The 18,352-nt window shown below is 71.4% G+C and carries 12 protein-coding genes, 1 tRNA gene and 2 pseudogenes; 10 read left to right on the top strand and 5 right to left on the bottom strand.

Going from position 1 to position 18,352, the window contains the following annotated elements; all coding sequences use genetic code 11:
• Positions 1–658 precede the first annotated feature (658 nt).
• The gene (locus tag SSPS47_RS29650) at positions 659–913 is read right to left on the bottom strand and encodes a hypothetical protein (protein ID WP_164253617.1); all 255 of its coding nucleotides are present in this window, start codon (positions 911–913) and stop codon (positions 659–661) included.
• Positions 914–945: 32 nt separating this feature from the next.
• Here SSPS47_RS29650 and SSPS47_RS29645 point away from each other — a divergent pair, with 32 nt between their 5' ends.
• From SSPS47_RS29645 to SSPS47_RS35695, 10 genes and pseudogenes are all read left to right on the top strand, one after another.
• Positions 946–1,173, top strand: a complete 228-nt coding sequence (locus tag SSPS47_RS29645; protein WP_147876380.1) for a type A2 lantipeptide — start codon at positions 946–948, stop codon at positions 1,171–1,173.
• 201 nt (positions 1,174–1,374) lie between these two features.
• Positions 1,375–2,181, top strand: coding sequence for an HlyD family efflux transporter periplasmic adaptor subunit (locus SSPS47_RS29640; protein ID WP_164253616.1), 807 nt, complete (start codon positions 1,375–1,377; stop codon positions 2,179–2,181).
• Between the two features lie 212 nt (positions 2,182–2,393).
• A complete protein-coding gene (locus SSPS47_RS29635; RefSeq protein ID WP_239065352.1) occupies positions 2,394–4,514 on the top strand; it encodes an NHLP family bacteriocin export ABC transporter peptidase/permease/ATPase subunit in 2,121 nt (706 codons plus the stop codon).
• Positions 4,515–4,611: 97 nt separating this feature from the next.
• On the top strand, positions 4,612–7,491 hold the full coding sequence (locus tag SSPS47_RS29630; protein ID WP_164255155.1) for an NHLP bacteriocin export ABC transporter permease/ATPase subunit: 2,880 nt from the start codon (positions 4,612–4,614) through the stop codon (positions 7,489–7,491).
• A 10-nt stretch (positions 7,492–7,501) separates the two neighbouring features.
• Positions 7,502–7,927: pseudogene (locus tag SSPS47_RS29625) on the top strand (membrane-associated oxidoreductase); the annotation flags it as partial.
• A 103-nt stretch (positions 7,928–8,030) separates the two neighbouring features.
• Complete coding sequence (locus SSPS47_RS29620) at positions 8,031–9,326, top strand: D-arabinono-1,4-lactone oxidase (protein WP_239065106.1); 1,296 nt, start codon at positions 8,031–8,033, stop codon at positions 9,324–9,326.
• Between the two features lie 299 nt (positions 9,327–9,625).
• Positions 9,626–10,699, top strand: a complete 1,074-nt coding sequence (locus SSPS47_RS36305) for a ricin-type beta-trefoil lectin domain protein (protein WP_164255151.1) — start codon at positions 9,626–9,628, stop codon at positions 10,697–10,699.
• Between the two features lie 64 nt (positions 10,700–10,763).
• Positions 10,764–13,058 (top strand): DEAD/DEAH box helicase, encoded by a 2,295-nt coding sequence (locus SSPS47_RS29610; protein WP_239065105.1) that lies wholly within the window; start codon positions 10,764–10,766, stop codon positions 13,056–13,058.
• A gap of 271 nt (positions 13,059–13,329) precedes the next feature.
• Positions 13,330–14,725: pseudogene (locus SSPS47_RS29605) on the top strand (discoidin domain-containing protein); the annotation flags it as partial.
• Positions 14,726–14,795: 70 nt separating this feature from the next.
• Positions 14,796–15,017, top strand: a complete 222-nt coding sequence (locus SSPS47_RS35695) for a hypothetical protein (RefSeq protein WP_239065350.1) — start codon at positions 14,796–14,798, stop codon at positions 15,015–15,017.
• Positions 15,018–15,236: 219 nt separating this feature from the next.
• Here the strand turns inward: SSPS47_RS35695 and SSPS47_RS29600 are convergent.
• The 4 genes from SSPS47_RS29600 to SSPS47_RS29585 form a co-directional block, all read right to left on the bottom strand.
• A tRNA-Leu gene (locus tag SSPS47_RS29600) sits at positions 15,237–15,324 on the bottom strand.
• 140 nt (positions 15,325–15,464) lie between these two features.
• Positions 15,465–15,875 carry a VOC family protein gene (locus SSPS47_RS29595; protein WP_147876385.1) on the bottom strand — a complete coding sequence of 137 codons (411 nt, stop codon included), beginning with the start codon at positions 15,873–15,875 and terminating at the stop codon, positions 15,465–15,467.
• Positions 15,876–15,885: 10 nt separating this feature from the next.
• Positions 15,886–16,326, bottom strand: a complete 441-nt coding sequence (locus tag SSPS47_RS29590) for a helix-turn-helix transcriptional regulator (RefSeq protein WP_147876386.1) — start codon at positions 16,324–16,326, stop codon at positions 15,886–15,888.
• A 153-nt stretch (positions 16,327–16,479) separates the two neighbouring features.
• A complete protein-coding gene (locus tag SSPS47_RS29585; RefSeq protein ID WP_164253614.1) occupies positions 16,480–18,021 on the bottom strand; it encodes an aldehyde dehydrogenase family protein in 1,542 nt (513 codons plus the stop codon).
• Positions 18,022–18,352: the final 331 nt, after the last annotated feature.

The following is an 18,352-nucleotide window of genomic DNA, read 5'->3' as shown; positions in this document are numbered from 1 at the left end:
CCTCCGGCAGGGAGAATACACAGATATTTCCGGGTGCCGGGGCACCCGCTTATGGGTGCCTGTCATCCGTGTCGCCGGATCCGCTCGGCGACACGGATGGGTAATCGCCGGTGGTACCGGCGCACCCCGAGGAGAATGAGCTCCTCCGCTTTTCGCGGATCCGGCGGCCGGTGCGCGACATCACGGCGAAACGGAGAAGAGGCCGCCGCGGCACCTCCGCGAACAGGGACAACGCGGCACCGTCGCGGGTGCGGTGGCGCGTGCCACCCAGCCCGCGCGTCGAGTACGCGCTCACGCCCGAGGCTCACGATCCGCCCGGCGCAGACCCGGCGGAATCATCGATTCAGGACACCGGACGACAGACCGCACCGAACGCGTCGAACGGGGCGGCGACCGGACGGAAGGCGGCCATTTCCCCCGCGTCCGGCGCAACGGCGTTATGCGTTTATGTTGCCTTCTCCTGGAAGCCGCGCCGTTTCCCCGGAAATACCGCGACGAGGCAATCGGCGCGGCCGGCGGCGGACTTTCGGGCGGTTGCCTTCTGCGGGGAATCTGCACACCGAATACGCAGGTGGGCACGGCCCTCCGCCAGGTACGTACCTGCGACACCCCGCCGGTAATCGCTTTGGTGGGGGAATGTCCAGTTCGGGTTTGTCGATCACGTGAAGAAGATGCCACCAAGCCATGGACGGCCGGGCACTTCGGCGCGCTGCAACTCCACTGTCCGGTCCGTGCGTTCGGCCTTCGAGTGGCTACTCGACAGGCATGCGTGCTTTGATCCTTCGCACCGCGGGAAGTCACCCGGCGCCATTCGACGGATTTCCGAATCCTGATACTCGGAAATACGTAGCAGCGCCTCGACGACCGCTGCGACGACCGGTGCGGCCAGTACGGCGAAGCCGGTCGTGGCCATTGTGAATAGCCATGCGAAGGGAATCTCACATTATGAACCGCTCTCCCCAGGTTGAGACCCAGGAAATCTCCGACGCCGACCTCGACAACGTCTCGGGCGGTCTCGTCGGGGGCCTCGTCGGCACCGTCACCGGCACCGTCGACTCCATCGTCCCGGTCTCCAGCACGGTTGGCGGCGTCGTCGGCACCGTCGAGGGTGCCACCGGCATCGACACGTCGGGCGTGACCGGTCTCGCCACCGGCGTGGTCTCCAGCCTCTGAGTTGAGACGTCGGCTCAGCCGCGTCGGCCGTGCGCCCGGGTACCGGGCACACGGCCGGCGCGGCGCTGGTCGTGGGACACAGAACGTGGGACGTGGGGAACGGCCGTGCGCCGTCCGGCCGGGAGCCGTCCGACCGTGCGCGCCGGGAACACCGGGCTACCAGAGCTACCAGAGCTACCAGAGCTACCAGGGAAGAGCGTCGTGCAGTTCCGTCAACAGGCCCTTTCCAGGCTCCAGTCGCCCGAGGAGATCGATCTGCCGGTGCGCCTCGCCCGGCCCCAGGGCTGTCTCGTGCTGGCCGTCACCGTGGTCGCCATGATCGCCGCGGCCGTCTGGGCGGTGACGGGCACCGTGTCGTCCACCCTCGGCGCCCCCGGCATCCTCACTTACGCGCAGGGCAGTTACGTCCTCCAGAGCCCCGTCGCCGGCCTGGTCACGGACGTGCTCGCGGAGGAGGGCGAGCGGGTGCCCGCCGACTCCCCCCTCGTCAAGGTCCGCACTCCCGAGGGCGACACCGTCGTCCGCACCATCGCGGCGGGCCGGCTGACGACCCTGGTGGCCGCGGTCGGCTCCGTGATCACCACAGGTGCCGATGTCGCGGCGGTGGAACGGATCGAGAAGGATGACGACCCGCTGAGCGTGATGCTGTACGCGCCCGCCGAGAGCGGCGCGACGGTGCCCGTCGGCGCGTCCGTGGACGTCACCGTCCAGTCGGTGCCCAAGCAGCGCTACGGCGTGCTGCGCGGGAAGGTGGAAGCCGTGGGCCGCGTCGCCGAGACCAGCCGGCGCATCACCGGCTTCCTCGGCAGCACCCAGTTGGGCGAGCAGTTCTCGCGCGAAGGGCCACCCGTGGCCGTACTGGTGCGGCTTGACGAGTCGTCGGCCACCAGGTCCGGCTACTCCTGGTCGTCGCAGGACGGGCCGCCGTACGCCGTCGAATCCATGACCCTGGCCACCGGTTCCGTAACGCTGGCCGAACAGCACCCGATCGATTGGCTGCTCCCGTGAGCCCGCGCCGGCACCAGCTTCCCCCGGCCCCTCGCAAGCAGCAGCGGCTGCCGCCCGCAGGGCGCCGCGGGCACCGGCCCGACGAGACACCCGGCGACGCCTCGCGTACGGGCACGGGCACCGGCGGCGGAGGGCGCCGAGCCGCCAAACGCGGCCGGCCCGCCGCCGGAGCCCCGGGGCCCAGGACCGTCCGCACCCCCACCGTCCTCCAGATGGAGGCCCTGGAGTGCGGCGCGGCCTCCCTCGCCATGGTGCTCGCCCACTACGGCCGCCACGTTCCCCTGGAGGAGCTGCGCATCGCGTGCGGTGTCTCACGCGACGGCTCGCGCGCCTCCAACGTCCTCAAAGCGGCGCGCGGTTACGGTCTCCAGGCCAAGGGCATGCAGATGGAGACCGAGGCACTGGCCGATGTCCGCGCGCCCGCGATCCTGTTCTGGGAGTTCAACCACTACGTCGTCTACGACGGCATGGGCCGCCGCCCGGCCGGCCGGGGCGTGCACATCAACGACCCCGACAAGGGCCGGCGATTCGTGCCGATCGAGGACTTCGACACCAGCTTCACGGGTGTGGTCCTCGTCTTCGAGCCCACCGACGACTTCCGCCGGGGCGGCCGTAGGCCCGGCGTCATGAGCGCCATGCCCGCGCGGATGCGCGGCACGGCCGCCACCTTGCTGGCCGCGCTGCTCGCCAGCCTGCTGCTGGTGGCGGTGGGCGCGGCGGTGCCCGCGCTGAGCCGTACGTACATCGACATGTTCCTGATCGGCGGTCAGACATCGCTGCTGGGACCGCTGTTCGCGTCGATGGCCGTGATGCTCGCGCTCACCGCCGTACTGACCGGGCTCCAGCAGGCGAACCTGCTGCGCGGGCGCATCATCTCCTCCACCCTCGGCGGCGCCCGGTTCATGCGGCATCTGCTGCGGTTGCCGGTCACGTTCTTCGCCCAGCGAAGCCCCGCCGATCTCGTCCAGCGGCTCCAGTCCAACGACGCGGTGGCCGAGACACTGGCGCGGGACCTGGCGGCGGCCGGTGTGGACGGGGTCGTGGTGATCCTGTACGCCGCGCTGCTGTGGTCCTACGACCCCCAACTCACCGTCGTCGGCGTACTGATGGCGCTGCTCAACGTGATCGCGATGCGGATCGTGATCCATCTGCGCTCCACCGGTACACGCAAACTCCGGGCGGACAGCGCGCGGCTGACCAACACCTCGTACACCGGCCTTCAGCTGATCGAGACGATGAAGGCGACCGGCGGCGAGAACGGGTACTTCCGCCGGTGGGCCGGGCAGCACGCGACGACTCTGGAGGAGCAGCAGAAGCTCGGTGTGCCCAGCGCGGCGCTGGCGGTGGTGGCGCCGACTCTCGCCACGCTCAACAGCGCGCTGATTCTGTGGATCGGCGGGCTGCGGGCGGTGGAGGGGGCCATCTCGATCGGTCTGCTCGTCGCGTTCCAGGCGCTGGTGGTGCGGTTCACCGCGCCGATCACCCGGCTGAACGGGGTGGCGGGCCGGATCCAGGACTTCGCCGCGGACGTGGCCCGGCTGAAGGACGTCGAGAGCTTCCCCGTCGACCCGCTCTACTCGCACAGCCGGCCGGACGCCGGTACCCGCCGGCTGACGGGCCATGTGGAGCTGGAGAGCGTCGTGTTCGGCTACAGCCCGCTGGACGCGCCGCTGCTGAACGGCTTCTCGCTGACGGTGGGTCCGGGGCAGCAGGTCGCGCTGGTCGGCGGTTCGGGGAGCGGCAAGTCCACCGTTTCCAGGCTGATTTCGGGTCTCTACAGCCCGTGGGAGGGGACGATCCGCATCGACGGCCGGCGTCTGGAGGACATCTCGCGCAGCGCGCTCGCCTCCTCGGTGTCCTTCGTCGACCAGGACGTCTTCCTCTTCGAGGGCACGGTCCGGGACAACGTCGCGCTGTGGGACCCCTCGATATCGGACGACGCCGTCGTCACCGCGCTCAGGGACGCCGCGCTGTACGACGACGTGATCGCGCGCCGCCCCGACGGGATCCACGGCAGGGTCGAGCAGGACGGCCGCAACTTCTCCGGCGGCCAGCGCCAACGGCTGGAGATCGCGCGCGCGTTGGTCAGGCGGCCGAGCATCCTGGTCCTCGACGAGGTGACGAGCGCGCTGGACGCGGAGACGGAGCGCCTGATCATCGACAACCTGCGGCGGCGCGGCTGCGCGTGCGTGGTGATCGCGCACCGGCTGAGCACGGTGCGCGACAGCGACGAGATCGTGGTGCTCGACCACGGCGCGGTCGTGGAGCGCGGCAGGCACGAGGACCTGGTCGCCGCCGGTGGTCCGTACGCCCAACTGGTCAAGGAGTACTGACGTGGCCTCCACGCAGCCACCACCGGCCGGCCCCGGGACGGCGGGCGACGCGACGGCCGGAGCCACCGGTGGGACGGCGGCGGGCCCGGCGCCCGGCATGGATCCGGTCGTCCACGCCCTCGGCGCGCTCGGTACCCCGGTCGACTGCGCCGGTCTGCGCAACGTGCCGCTGGAGGGCCCGCATGTGCTGTGGCTCGTCGTCTGGGGCGCGCTCGACCTGTTCGCCGTCGACGCCGCGCAGCGCGGCCAGTGGCACTTCCTCGGCCGCCTCGAAGCGGGAACGCTGCTCCTCGGTCCGGTCGAGGGCCCCCGGCACACCTTGCTGAGCAGGCCTTCGCAGGACTGTGCGCTGCGGCGGATCGCGTTGCGGGAGCTGTACGCGCCCGCGTACCCGGATCCTTACTCGCCCCAGTACGGGGACGCGTACGGCGACCCGTACGGCAGCGACCACACCTCGCCGCCCTCTCCCCCGGTCCCGACGCCCCTGGAGCACGCCTTCGCCCTCGGCGCCGCCCGCGGGCTCGGCGCGCTCTTCCAGACCCCGCTCGACACCCGCCCGCACGCCGACGGCGCCGTGTCCGACGACGACGTGCTGTGGATGCCGGTGTCCCCCGGCAGTGTGCGGTACGGCGCCTCGTACAGCGCGGACGCGGCGGGTGACCTGCTGGTCGACGGGGCCATGTGGCAGCGGATGGTCAATCAGCAGCACCGGCTGCTGTCGGCCGTGGACCACTGGATCGAGCGGCAGGAGCGCGCGCACGAGGACCGCACCGCCGCCGGTATCAAGGCCGGGGAAGCGGTCCGGGCACGCGCGGACGAGGCGCTGGTGGCGTCCATCGGCCGCCCGGGGGCAGGGACCGGCGGCACGGGCCGCGCCGGGGGCACGGCCGACGCGGTGACGGACGACGCCGCCCGCGACGCCACGTTCGCCGTCTGCCGTCTGGTCGCCGCGGCCTCCGGTATCGCCCTCTCCGACCACTCCCGTGGCGCGGGTACCCCGCTCGACGACCGTGTCGAACCGGTCGAGCGGATCGCGATCGCCTCCCGGGTCCGTACCCGCGCCGTCCGGCTCGACGCCCACTGGTGGCGGACCGACTCCGGACCGTTGGTCGGCCACCGGGCCAAGTCCGGCGCCCCGGTGGCGCTGCTGTGGCGGCGCGGCCGTTACGAGGCGGTCAACCCGGCCACCGGGGCGCGGCTGCGTGTGGGCGAGCGGAACGCCGACGACTTCGAGCCGCGCGCCGTGATGTTCTACCGCCCGCTGCCCGAAGAGCCCCTGACGCCTTGGCGGTTGCTGCGCTTCGGGCTGCGCGGCAACCGGACCGACCTGCGCAACCTCCTGCTGACCACGCTCGTCACCGTGGGGCTCGGCGCGCTGGTGCCGATCGCCACGGGGCGGGTGCTGGGCGACTACGTACCGAGCGCGCAGACCGGTCCGATCGTGCAGGTGTCACTCGCCGTCATGATCACCGGCATCGTGTCGGCCTCCTTCATGCTGATGCAGAGCCTGACCATCCTGCGGATGGAGGGCCGTATCGAGAGCTCGCTGCAACCCGCCGTGTGGGACCGGTTGTTGCGGCTGCCGACGGCGTTCTTCGCCGAACGCTCCACCGGTGAGCTGGCCAGCGCGGCGATGGGCGTCAGCGGCATCCGCCGGGTGCTGTCGGGCGTCGGCCCGGTGATCGTGCAGTCGGCGGCGGTCGGTGCGATGAGCCTCGTGCTGCTGTTCGCGCACAGTGTTCCGCTCGCGCTGGCGGCGATGGGGATGCTGGCCGTCATCGCGGCCGTGTTCCTCGGGATGGGGCTGTGGCAGCTGCGCTGGCAACGGCAGTTGGTCGAACTCGGCAACAAGCTCAACAACCAGGCGTTCCAGACCTTGCGCGGGCTCCCGAAGCTGCGGGTCGCCGCCGCCGAGGGCTTCGCGTACGCGGCGTGGGCGCGCGGTTTCGCCCGCTCGCGCGAACTCCAGCAGCGGGCGGGCCGGATCAAGAACCTGACGACGGTGCTGGACGCGGTCTATCTGCCGTTCTGCTCCCTCGCGATGTTCATGCTGCTGGCCGGACCGGCCCGGGGCACGATGTCGGCGGGTGAGTTCCTGACGTTCAACACCGCCGTGACCATGCTGCTGACCTCCGTCACCCAGCTGACCGGCGCGCTGGTGTCGGTCGCCGCGGCGCTGCCCATGTTCGAGCAGATCAAGCCGGTCCTGGACGAGGCGCCCGAGGTCGGCGACACGGGGGCCCAGCCCGGAGTACTGACCGGTGCGATCGAGGCCCGCAAGCTCTCCTTCCGCTACTCCGACGACGGGCCGCTGGTGCTCGACGACGTGTCGCTGCGGATGGAACCGGGTGAGTTCGTGGCGGTCGTCGGCCCGAGCGGCTGCGGCAAGTCGACACTGCTGCGGCTGCTGATCGGCTTCGACCGGCCGGTCACCGGCAGCGTGCTCTACGACGGCCAGGACCTGGCCGCGCTCGACCGCGCGGCCGTGCGGCGCCAGTGCGGTGTCGTCCTGCAGAACGCGCAGCCGCTCACCGGCTCCATCTGGGACTGCGTCTGCGGCGCCGAGACGTTCTCGCAGGAGGAGGTGTGGGAGGCCGTCGGGATGGCGGGGCTCGCGGAGGACATCAAGCGGATGCCGATGGGGGTGCACACCATGATCGCGGGAGGCGGCGCCATCTCCGGGGGCCAGCGTCAGCGGCTGATGATCGCCCAGGCGCTGGTCCGGCGCCCGCGGCTGCTCTTCCTGGACGAGGCCACCAGCGCGCTGGACAACGAGACCCAGCGCATCGTGATCGAGAGCACCCGCAACCTGAACGCGGGCCGCCTGGTCATCGCCCACCGGCTCTCCACGGTGCTCGACGCGGACCGTGTGCTGGTCATGGAAGCGGGCCGGATCGTCGAACAGGGCCCGCCGGCGGCCCTGTTGGCGGACGCGGGCGGCAGGCTGCACGAACTGGTCCGCCGTCAGCTCGCGTGAGTCAGCGGCCACCGCCTCGTACCGCGGGATCGGCGACGACGCGGCGGCCCGCACCGTACAGCTCGCGAAGCAGCGCCGGCAGCGCCGGGGACTGGCCTGGTACGCGCGGCTGTGGGGCCATGTCCAGGACGTCACGGTCGGCTACGGATTCCGGCCCATGCGCGCCGTGACCTGGATGCTGTCGCTGCCGGCCGTGGCCTCGGCCGCGTACGCCGTGCGCCGTCCGCGCGCTTTGAAGGCCGACGAGTCCCCCGACTTCAGCCCGGTCTTCTACAGTCTCGATCTGCTGCTGCCGATCATCGACTTCCGCCAGGAGCGGGCCTTCACCCCGGAGGGGGGCCGGCACCAGGGGCTGTCGTACGTCCTGATCATCACCGGGTGGATCCTGGCCACGACGATCATCGCCGGTGTGACACGCGCGGTCAGCCGGCCGTGAGCGCGGACGCCGTGCGCCGGGGACCGAGAACTGTTGGAGATCATCGCACCATCGGCGCATACTCCAAGCTCGGAGCGGGCCGGGACCGGAAGAGGGCGGACAGTTGACGGAGGCAGTGGCCGGCGGGGCGGCGGCCGGCGGCGCGGGGTCCAACTGGGCCGGGAACATCGTCTTCTCGGCCGACCGGGTGCACCGGCCGGGCACGCTCGACGCGCTGCGCGCGATCGTCGCGGGCAGCCCCCGCGTACGGGCCCTGGGCAGCGGGCACTCCTTCAACCGCATCGCGGACACCGACGGCGCCCTGGTCTCGCTCGCCGGGCTGCCCCGGACGGTCGACATCGACACGGTGGCCGGTACGGTCCGGGTCGGGGGCGGCGTACGGTACGCCGAACTCGCCCGGAAGGTGCACGCCCGGGGGCTCGCCCTGCACAACATGGCGTCCCTGCCGCACATCTCGGTGGCCGGGTCGGTCGCCACCGGTACGCACGGTTCCGGTGACGGCTCCGGGTCGCTCGCGACCGCCGTACGGGCCGTGGAACTGCTCACGGCGGACGGTGACTCGCTGACGCTGGACCGCGAGAAGGACGGCGAGCGCTTCGCCGGCTGTGTCGTGGCGCTCGGCGCCCTCGGCGTGGTCACCTCACTCACCCTGGACCTGGTCCCGGCCTTCGAGATGCGGCAGTCCGTCCGTACCGGGCTGCCGCTCGCCGTGCTGGAGGAGCACTTCGACGCGATCACCTCGGCGGCGTACAGCGTGAGCCTGTTCACCGACTGGCGGGCCCCGCGCTTCGGTCAGGTCTGGCTGAAGCGGCTCGCCGGTGCCGCTCCGGACTCGCAGGAACCGGACTTCCCGTGGGCCGCGCGGGCGGGCGAGGCCATGCACCCCGTGCCCGGGATGCCCGCGACGCACTGCACCGAGCAGCACGGGGTGCCGGGGCCGTGGCACGCCCGACTGCCGCATTTCCGCGCCGAGTTCACCCCCAGCAACGGTTCGGAGCTCCAGTCCGAGTATCTGGTCCCCCGCCACCACGGCGTCGCGGCGCTGCGGGCGGTGGCCGCGCTGGGGACGGTGATGGCCCCGGTGCTCCAGGTCTGTGAGGTGCGCACCGTGGCGGCCGACGGGCTGTGGCTGAGCCCGGCCGAAGGGCGGGACACCGTCGCACTGCACTTCACCTGGATCAAGGACACCGCCGCCGTGGTGCCGGTGATCAGGCGTCTGGAGGCGGCGCTGGAGGGTCTCGACGCACGGCCGCACTGGGGCAAGGTGTTCACGACGGCGCCCGCGGAACTGCGCGGTCGCTACGCGCACATGACGGACTTCCTTGCGCTGCGCGGCTCCCTGGATCCGGCGGGCAAGTTCATCAACAACTTTCTGCGCCGGCTGCTGTTCGAGGACTGATCGCGGCCGTCCGCTCTCCGGCCCTTTACGTTCGTTCCCGGCCGGAAGGTCATCGGCCGTTGGCCGGAACGACGCCAATTTGCCAACACCGTTGCGCAATCCCTCGCCGAAGGGATCGACCGGTGGTATCTACAACATGGCCGCCACTCACCCCCCGCACCTCTCTCCACGCGCGGACGCACCACCGGACGCACCACGCGCACCCCCCCCATTCCCCGGCGGCCCAGAGGGAAGGCCCCGCCTTGCGAAGAAACGCCTCACGCCGTGCGCAAGCTCTCCTCAGTCTCCTGGTGTTCGCCATGACGGCGGCCCTGCTGACGCTCACCCAGTTCGCCGCGACCGCCGCTCCGGCCGCACCCGCCGAGTCCAACGGCGGGGTCAGGATCATGCCTCTCGGCGACTCGATCACCCACGGGCACAACATCCCCGGCGGCTACCGGATCAACCTCTGGCAGCACCTCGCCGGCGGCGGCTACACGGTCGACTTCGTCGGCTCGCAGTTCAACGGCCCGCCGGAGCTGGGCGACCACGACCACCAGGGTCACTCGGGCTGGCGCATCGACCAGCTCCGTTCGAACATCGACGGCTGGCTCGCCGCCAGTGACCCGCGCACGATCACGCTCCAGATCGGTACGAACGACGTGAACCAGAACTACGACCTGGCGAACGCCCCGGCCCGGCTCTCCGACCTCATCGACCGGATCCTCCAACAGAAGCCGCGGATCGAGCTGTTCGTGGCGACCATCACCCCGGAGTCGAGCCCCGACCTGGAGGCCCGGGTCAAGACGTTCAACGCGGCGCTGCCCGGCATCGTCAGCGGCAAGGGCCCGCACGTCCACCTGGTTGACATGCACAAGGCATTGACGGTCGCCGACCTCGCCGACGGCGTCCACCCCAACGCCGCGGGCTACGCCAAGATGGCGACCGTCTGGTACAACGCGCTGCGCTCGGTGCCCGCAAGTCTCGTACCGCTCGACGCGCCCGGTCGGGGCGCACTCGTCAACGCGGGATCGGGCCGCTGCCTCGACGTCGAGGGCGCCGTGACGACGACGGGCGCGCGGACGATCGTCCACGACTGCCACCGCGGGACGAACCAGCGGTGGGCCCGCACGGCCACCGACGAACTGCGCGTGTACGGCGACCGCTGCCTGGACGCGCGCGGCGCCGCCACGGCCGACGGCACGCCCGTCATCATCTGGGACTGCCGCGGCACGGCCAATCAGCAGTGGCGCGTCAACGCCGACGGCTCCGTCGTCGGCGTCGCCTCCGGCAAGTGCCTGACGCCCGCGGCGGGCGGTACGGCGAACGGTACGAAGCTGGAGCTGCGCACCTGCACGGGTGACGCGGGCCAGCGCTGGACCATGGCCGCGTAATCCACAACGATTCGCCGGGCGCGCCGGATTCGGCCGCCCGGCGATGTCGTACCCCCGTGGAATCATGTCGCTCGACCGGATGTGGTGGACCACGAGAGGCGTCATGGACGACGGGGCAGGGACCGGGCCGAAGCCGGTCCGGGTGCAGGTGCCGCTGGGCAGCGGTGCCCGCGCCGTACTCGACCGCGCCGACCGCCTCCTCGCCGCCGCGCGCCGGGTGGCCGGCGACCACGCCGACGTACGGAACGGGGTCCTGAAGGCCATCACTCCGCTGCGCGACGCCCTGGTCCGCCAGGAGTTGGAGGGCGTCCCCGTCTCACGGCTCGCCGATGTCACCGAGGGCAGGCTCCGGCTCGGCGCGCTCGAACAGGCCGGGTACACGAACGTACGCAGGGTGCTCGACTCCTCGGCGTACGAGCTGTGCCACGTCCCCGGCATCGGCACGCAGAGCGCCGGACAGGCGATCGTCGCCGCGCGCCGGCTCGCGGAGGCGATGGCGGAACATGTCGTCGTCCGCCTGGACGCGGACGACGCCGCCGACGCCGATCCCCACTCCACGGCGCTGGTGGTCGCGTTGAACCGGATGGTGAACGCCGGTCCCGACATCCCCCGCGCGGTGGCCACCGCGAAGCGGATCGATGCCGAACTCGCCCCGCTGCTGCCACCCGCCCGCCCGGCCGGCGACCGGCTGCGCATGCTGCTCACCGGCAAGCGGCGCCGACAACAGGCCCATCGGGCCGTCCAGTCGGTCGACGCGTTCCTCGCGGGCGCCGCCGAAAGCGAGGTCCCGCTCCTCCTCGCGCAGGCGGCCACGGATCTGCTGCGGCCCGTCGCCCCGGCGGACGAGGCGTGGCTCGACTTCCAGGTGCGGCCCGCGGACTATCTGGTCCTGCTCGCCGAACTCTCCGAGCTGTCCCCGGACCTGGACGCCGCCGAGGGGTTCCTGCCCGGCGACATCTCCGAACGGGTCCGCGCGCAGCGGCTGGACGACACCCATCGGCGGGTGTCGCTGCGCGGTTACCAGGCGTTCGGAGCCCGGTTCGCGCTGGCCCAGCGCCGGGTGATCCTGGGCGACGAGATGGGGCTGGGCAAGACCATCCAGGCCGTCGCCGCCCTCGCCCACCTCAAGGCGGAGGGCCGGACGCACTTCCTGGTGGTCTGTCCGGCCAGCGTGGTCATCAACTGGATCCGGGAGATCGAGTCCCGCAGCACGCTGCGCGCGTACCGGGTGCACGGTCAGGACCGCGCCGTCGCGCTCGCGCAGTGGACCCGGCACGGGGACGTCGCGGTCACCACGTACGACGTCCTCGGCACCCTCCCCGTCCCCGGCGGTTCGACGCTCGGCATGCTCGTCGTGGACGAGGCGCACTACGTCAAGAATCCCGGGACCCGGCGCTCGCGTACCGTCAACAGGTGGGCCGCGCAGACCGATCACGTCCTGTTCCTGACCGGGACACCCATGGAGAACCGGGTCGGCGAGTTCCGCAGCCTGGTGCGCCATCTCCAGCCGGCGCTCCTTCCCGGCATCCGGTTCCACGACGCGACCATCGGCTCGGAGGGTTTCCGCAAGGCCGTCGCGCCCGCGTATTTGCGCCGTAACCAGCAGGACGTCCTCACGGAGCTGCCCGAGCTGCAACAGGTGGACGAGTGGGAGGAGTTCAGCCCGGCCGCGCGGGCCGCCTACCGACAGGCCGTCGAGGCGGGGAACTTCATGGCGATGCGCCGTGCCGCGTACGCCGACCCCGCCACGTCGGCCAAGCTCCGGCGGCTGCGTGAACTCGTCGCCGACGCGGCGTCGAACGGGCTGAAGGTCGTCGTCTTCTCCTTCTTCCGCGATGTGCTGACGGCGGCGGAGGAGACACTCGGCCCGAAGCCCGGCTCGGGCCCGGCAACCGGCTCACCCACCGTCTTCGGTCCGCTCACCGGCCGGCTGCCGGCGGCGCGGCGGCAGGAGTTGGTGGACGGCTTCGCCGACGCTCCCGGGCACGCGGTGCTGCTCAGCCAGATCCAGTCGGGCGGGACCGGTCTCAACTTGCAGGCGGCGTCCGTGGTCATCCTGTGCGAGCCGCAGGTAAAGCCCACGCTGGAGACCCAGGCCGTCGCACGTGCCCACCGGATGGGCCAGCTCCGCCATGTCCAGGTCCACCGGCTGCTGACGGCGGACAGTGTCGACCAGCGCATGCTCCAGCTGCTCGGCACCAAGAAGCGCCTCTTCGACGCGTACGCCCGCCACAGCGAGGTCGCGGAGTCCACGCCCGAGGCGGTCGACATCTCGGAGCAGTCGCTGGCGCGGCTGATCGTCGCGGAGGAGCAGGAGCGGATGGCGCTCGCCCAGGGCCCCGCGTCGCCCGCTGTCTGACGGACCGCCGCCCACCCGCGGCAGGCGCGTACTTGTTACCTGTGCGAAAACCGTTGACAACCCGCGGGCACGATTGCACCCTGTGAATCGCAAAAAAGTAAGCAAGTGACTCAAATTTATAAGTCTCATCTCGCAACTTCATCGCATCGCCTCCCCCGCACCTCGTTCCAACCGGACAGAGGACCATATGAGACGGAAGCAGTTCAGACCCACTCGGCCCGCGCGGCTCAGACCCGCGCGGCTCGGCCGGCGGCTGATCACCGGCATCGTCATGGCCGGACTGATCGTCGTCGGACTCACCCCCCCTCTCGGCCGGCGCGGCCGAGCGCCCCGACCAGTCGATCGGCAAGAGCGTGTCGGCGAGCGGGTCCGAGGGGAACCATCCGGCCTCCAACGTCACCGACGGCAACCAGGCTTCGTACTGGGAGGGACCGAACAACGCGTTCCCGCAGACGCTGCGGATCGACCTCGGCGAGAGCGCCGCCGTCGACCAGGTGGTGCTCAAGCTCCCCACCACCTGGGAGGCCCGTACCCAGGCCCTCAGCGTCCAGGGCAGCACCGACGGGAACAGCTACAGCACCCTCTCCGCCTCTCAGCGACGGCTGTTCACCCCGTCCTCGGCCAACACCGTCACCATCGACTTCCCCTCCACCGCCGTGCGTCACGTACGGCTGAACATCACCGGCAACACGGGCTGGCCGGCGGCGCAGATCTCCGAGTTCGGGATCCACGGCCCCGCGGCCGGCGATCCGGGCGACCCCGACCCCGGTGACGACGGCACCGACCTGGCGCGCGGCAAGCCGATCGAGGCGTCGTCCACGATCCACACCTTCGTCGCGGCCAACGCCAACGACGACAAGCTCAACACCTACTGGGAGTCCACCGGGCACCCGTCGAACCTGACGGTCAAACTCGGGGCCGAGGCGGACATCACCTCCGTGGTGGTCAAGCTCAACCCCGACTCGGCGTGGGGAGCCCGGACCCAGAGCATCCAGGTGCTCGGCCGTGCCCAGGGCGCGACCGGCTTCACCTCGCTGAAGGCCCGCGCGGAGTACGGCTTCGACCCGGCGACCAACCAGAACTCGGTACGGATCCCGGTCACCGGCCGGGTCGCCGACGTACAGCTCCAGATCTTCTCCAACACCGGTGCGCAGGGCTGCCAGGTCGCCGAGTTCCAGGTCATCGGGCGGCCCGCGCCCAACCCGGACCTCACCGTCACCGCGCTCTCGTGGTCCCCCACCTCCCCGGTGGAGACCGACGCGACCACGGTGAGCGCGACGGTGCGCAACGTCGGCACGGCCGCGGCCGGCCCGACGACCGTCAACGTCAGCATCGGCGGGACGGTCGCGGGCAGCGCCTCCGTGCCCGCCCTCAACGCGGGTGCCTCGACGATCGTCCAGGTCGCGGCCGGCAGGCGCGCCGAGGGCAGTTACAAGGTGACGGCGGTGGTGGACCCGACCGACACCGTCGTCGAGCAGGACAACGACAACAACAGCTTCACCGCGGCCGGTTCGCTGGTCGTGGGACACGCTCCCGGCCCGGACCTCCAGGTGCTGAGCATCGGCTCCACACCGCAGAACCCCGCCGTCGGGGCCTCGGTCCAGTTCACCGTGGCGGTGCAGAACCGCGGCACCACCGCGACCGGCGCCACCACCGTGACCCGGGTGGCGGTGGAGGGACACCGACATCTACGACTCGACGTACGACGGCATCCAGTTCAAGACGGGCGGCGGCACCATGCCCGGCGTGGTGATCGACAACGTCAAGATCGACAAGTCCAACAACGGCGCCGGCATCCTGGCCATGAGCGGCGCCCGCGGCAGCGCGACACTGTCCAACGCGACCATCACCAACTCGGCGGACGGCCATGTCGTCACCCAGCCGGGCTCGGGCTTCGTGATCACGGGCGGCCCGGCGGCGCCGGCGTCGGGCAAAGTGACGGGAGGTGGCCGAAGGTAACCATGCCGTAGGGCGACAGGTGCGGATCGGGGTCGTCCCCGATCCGCACCTGTTCCGTTACCGATGGCGGCGGGTGGCCGGCTCCGCGGCACCGACCGCGTCCACCAGGAGCTGTGCCGTACGCACCCGTTGAGCGTCGACAAAAAAGAACTCCCGGCCCGGACGAATCCGTGCTGGGAGTTCTGGGAAGCCGACCTGCGTAGTTGCCTGAACTACCCATGGTGTCCGAGGGGGGACTTGAACCCCCACGCCCGATAAAGGGCACTAGCACCTCAAGCTAGCGCGTCTGCCATTCCGCCACCCGGACGAGTGGTCGAACCTCGGCGTTTCCGCCGGGCTGACGTAATGAACGATACCAGGGCTCGGGAGTGCTCTTCACCCGCATATCCCGTGGTCCGGGGCGCACGGACGGAGTCTCGCCGGTCCGTGCGGCCCGGCTCGCCACGGCTACGCCTTCGGTTCCTGGGAGATCCGCACCAGGTTGCCCGAGGGGTCGCGGAACGCGCAGTCCCGGGGGCCCCACGGCTGGTCCATGGGCTCCTGGAGCACCTCGGCGCCCGACGCCCGCAGCTTCTCGAAGATCGCGTCGAGGTCGTCGGTGCGGAAGATGAGCTGGGTCAGGACGCCCTTGGTGAGCAGTTCCTGGAGGGCGTCGCCGTCGGCCTGGGAGCGGCCGGCGTGCGGTTCCGAGAGGACCAGCTCAAGGCCGGGCTGGGTCGGGCTGCCGAGGGTGACCCAGCGGAAGTCGCCCGAGGAGACGTCGTTGCGCATCTCGAAGCCGAGCGCGTCGCGGTAGAAGGCGAGCGCCTCGTCGGGATCATTGACGGTGATGTGGCAGTACTGGAGTGCGATGGTCATGCCGTCAACGCTAGGCCGCGGCCTTGCCGCCCGCTTCTCGAATCCTGCTCGGTGCCTCCCTGGTCGGCCGGGTGCGCACCCTCGCCACGCACTCGGGCATCGCCATGACGGCGCCGTGCTCGCGGGCGGCGTACGCGCTCGGCGTCTCGCCCAGGATCTCGGTGAAGCGCGAGCTGAACGAGCCGAGCGACGTACAGCCCACCGCCATGCACGCGTCGGTCACGCTCGTGCCCGCGCGCAGCAGCGCCATGGCCCGCTCGATACGGCGGGTCATGAGGTAGCTGTACGGCGTCTCGCCGTAGGCCGCGCGGAACTGCCGGGAGAAGTGGGCGGGGGACATCAGCGCGTGGCGGGCCATCGTGGGCACGTCGAGCGGGCGCGCGTACTCTCGGTCGATCAGATCTCGGGCTCGCCGGAGGTGCGCGAGGTTGGCGAGATCGTTCGAGTTCATGGACACGACGCTACACCGGCCCACTGACAGCCGTGCTGACCTGCGAGGACGCCCGATCCGCCGGGCGGGTGGCCCAGCGGCCCGGAGGAATCGGCTGAGGAGGGGTCCGGACGCCTCAGCCGATTCCGGTTCAGGGCCGTGCCGGGTCCGCCGTCACGGCATCAGGTGGTACTCCGGGAAGTTGCCCGGCGGGCGCTCCCCGTCCGGTCCGTTCGTGACCGCCTTGACGAGCAGTTCGCCGCCGACGAAGGCGCCCCGCCAGGAGGAGCCGAAGCCGCCGAACAGCTCCTCGCGGTCGCCGCGCGAGCGCGGTCGGCCGTTGCCGACCTTGAACGCGCGGATCTGGGGTGAGAGGCGCGCGTAGGTCTCCTGGTCGTCGGTCGCCAGCGTCGCGACCAGCGCCCCGTTGGAGGCGTTCATGGCCGCGAGGAGTTCCGCCTCGGTGTCGACCAGGACGATCGTGTCGACCGGGCCGAAGGGCTCCGCGTGGTGCAGCGGCGAGGACGGCGGCGGGCCCAGCAGTGTGACCGGCGCGAAGTAGGCGGAGGTGTCCTGACCGGGCAGGAAGCGCCCGTCGTCGAGCGATCCGTGGTGGAGGGGGACGGCGCCGCGGTCGATGGCCTCGGCCACCTGGTCGCCCAGTTCCTTGGCCTTGGCCGCGTTGATGAGCGGGCCGAAGTCCAGTTCGGGCAGCGGGTCGTCGGGGTGCTCGACGGCCAGCGGGTGACCCAGCCGGATGGAGCGTACGGCGGGCAGATAGGCCCCGAGGAAGTCCGCGAACAGCGAGCGCTGGACGACGAAGCGCGGGTACGCGGTGCACCGTTGCTTTCCGTAGTCGAACAGCTTGGGGATGACGGCGGTGAGCGCGTCCCAGTCGGTGTGGTTCCAGATACCCCAGGTGTTGAGGCCCTCCTGTTCGAGGATGTGGCGCTTGCCGAGGTCGGCGACGGTGGTGGCGATCCGGGCGCCGGTGTCGCGGCCTCCTACGAAGGAGACGCAGCCGATCTCCGGGGAGCGGACGAGAGCCTCGGACAGCTCGCCGCCGCTGCCGCTGACCAGCGTGATCGGCAGTCCCTCGCGGACGGCGAGGGCGGAGGCCAGGGTGAGACAGGCGACGCCGCCGTCGGTGGGCGCCTTCGCGATGACCGCGTTGCCGGCCAGCGCCTGGACGAGCATGGCGTGGACGAGGACGGACATCGGGTAGTTCCAGCTGGCGATGTTGGAGACCGGGCCCGGCAGCGGGCCGCGCCCCTCCAGCATGGGTTCGACGCCGTCCACGTACCAGCGCACGCCGTCGATCGCGCGGTCGACGTCGGCCTGGGCGAGGCGCCAGGGCTTGCCGATCTCCCAGACGAGGAGAAGGGCGAGCAGTTCGCGGTGCTCGGTCAGGGCGTCGAGGGTGGCCAAGACGCGGGCGCGGCGCTCGGACAGCGGGACGTGCCGCCAGGCCCGGTGCTGGTCGAGCGAGGCGCGGACGGCACGCTGGGCGCTCTCGGCGTCGAGCCGGGGCGGCCCGGCGATCGGGCTGCCGTCGACCGGGCTGTAGGCGGGGAGGGTACGGCCGCCGGACTGCCAGGAGGCGCCCCAGAGGTTGAGGACGTGGTCGTCCCGGAAGGCTTCGGGCGCGACGGCGAGAGAGTGCTGCCAGGCGTCGGACCAGGCTGTGCCCGGCTTCGGGATGAGGGTGGGTGCCATGGTGGGTACTCCGCTCGAAAGGGGGCGGGGCGCGTGAGCGCGTTTGCCGGACGACGTGCACGGGTGTCGTCCGGGTACGGCGTGGTGGTGCGTGTTGTCTTCACCGGGCCCGCCCGGTGGCCGCTTCGTCCTCGGACGCCGGACGGGCTGGATTCCGCCCGCCCGGCGCGTGTCCTCGAACGCCGGACGGGTTGGGAGTGGTCGCCGGACGGGCCTGGGGTGGTCGCCGCGACGGCTTCCCCCGGGGGGCCGGGGACGGGATGCTCCCGTCCCCGGCCCCCGGGGGGGCGGGGACGAGAGACGCCCCTCGTCCCGCCCGACCACCGAGATC

It is taken from the genome of Streptomyces sp. S4.7 (assembly GCF_010384365.1).
GTDB lineage: Bacteria > Actinomycetota > Actinomycetes > Streptomycetales > Streptomycetaceae > Streptomyces.
The sequence above is the reverse complement of the archived record's forward strand: the minus strand, read 5'-3'. Positions and strand labels throughout refer to the sequence as shown.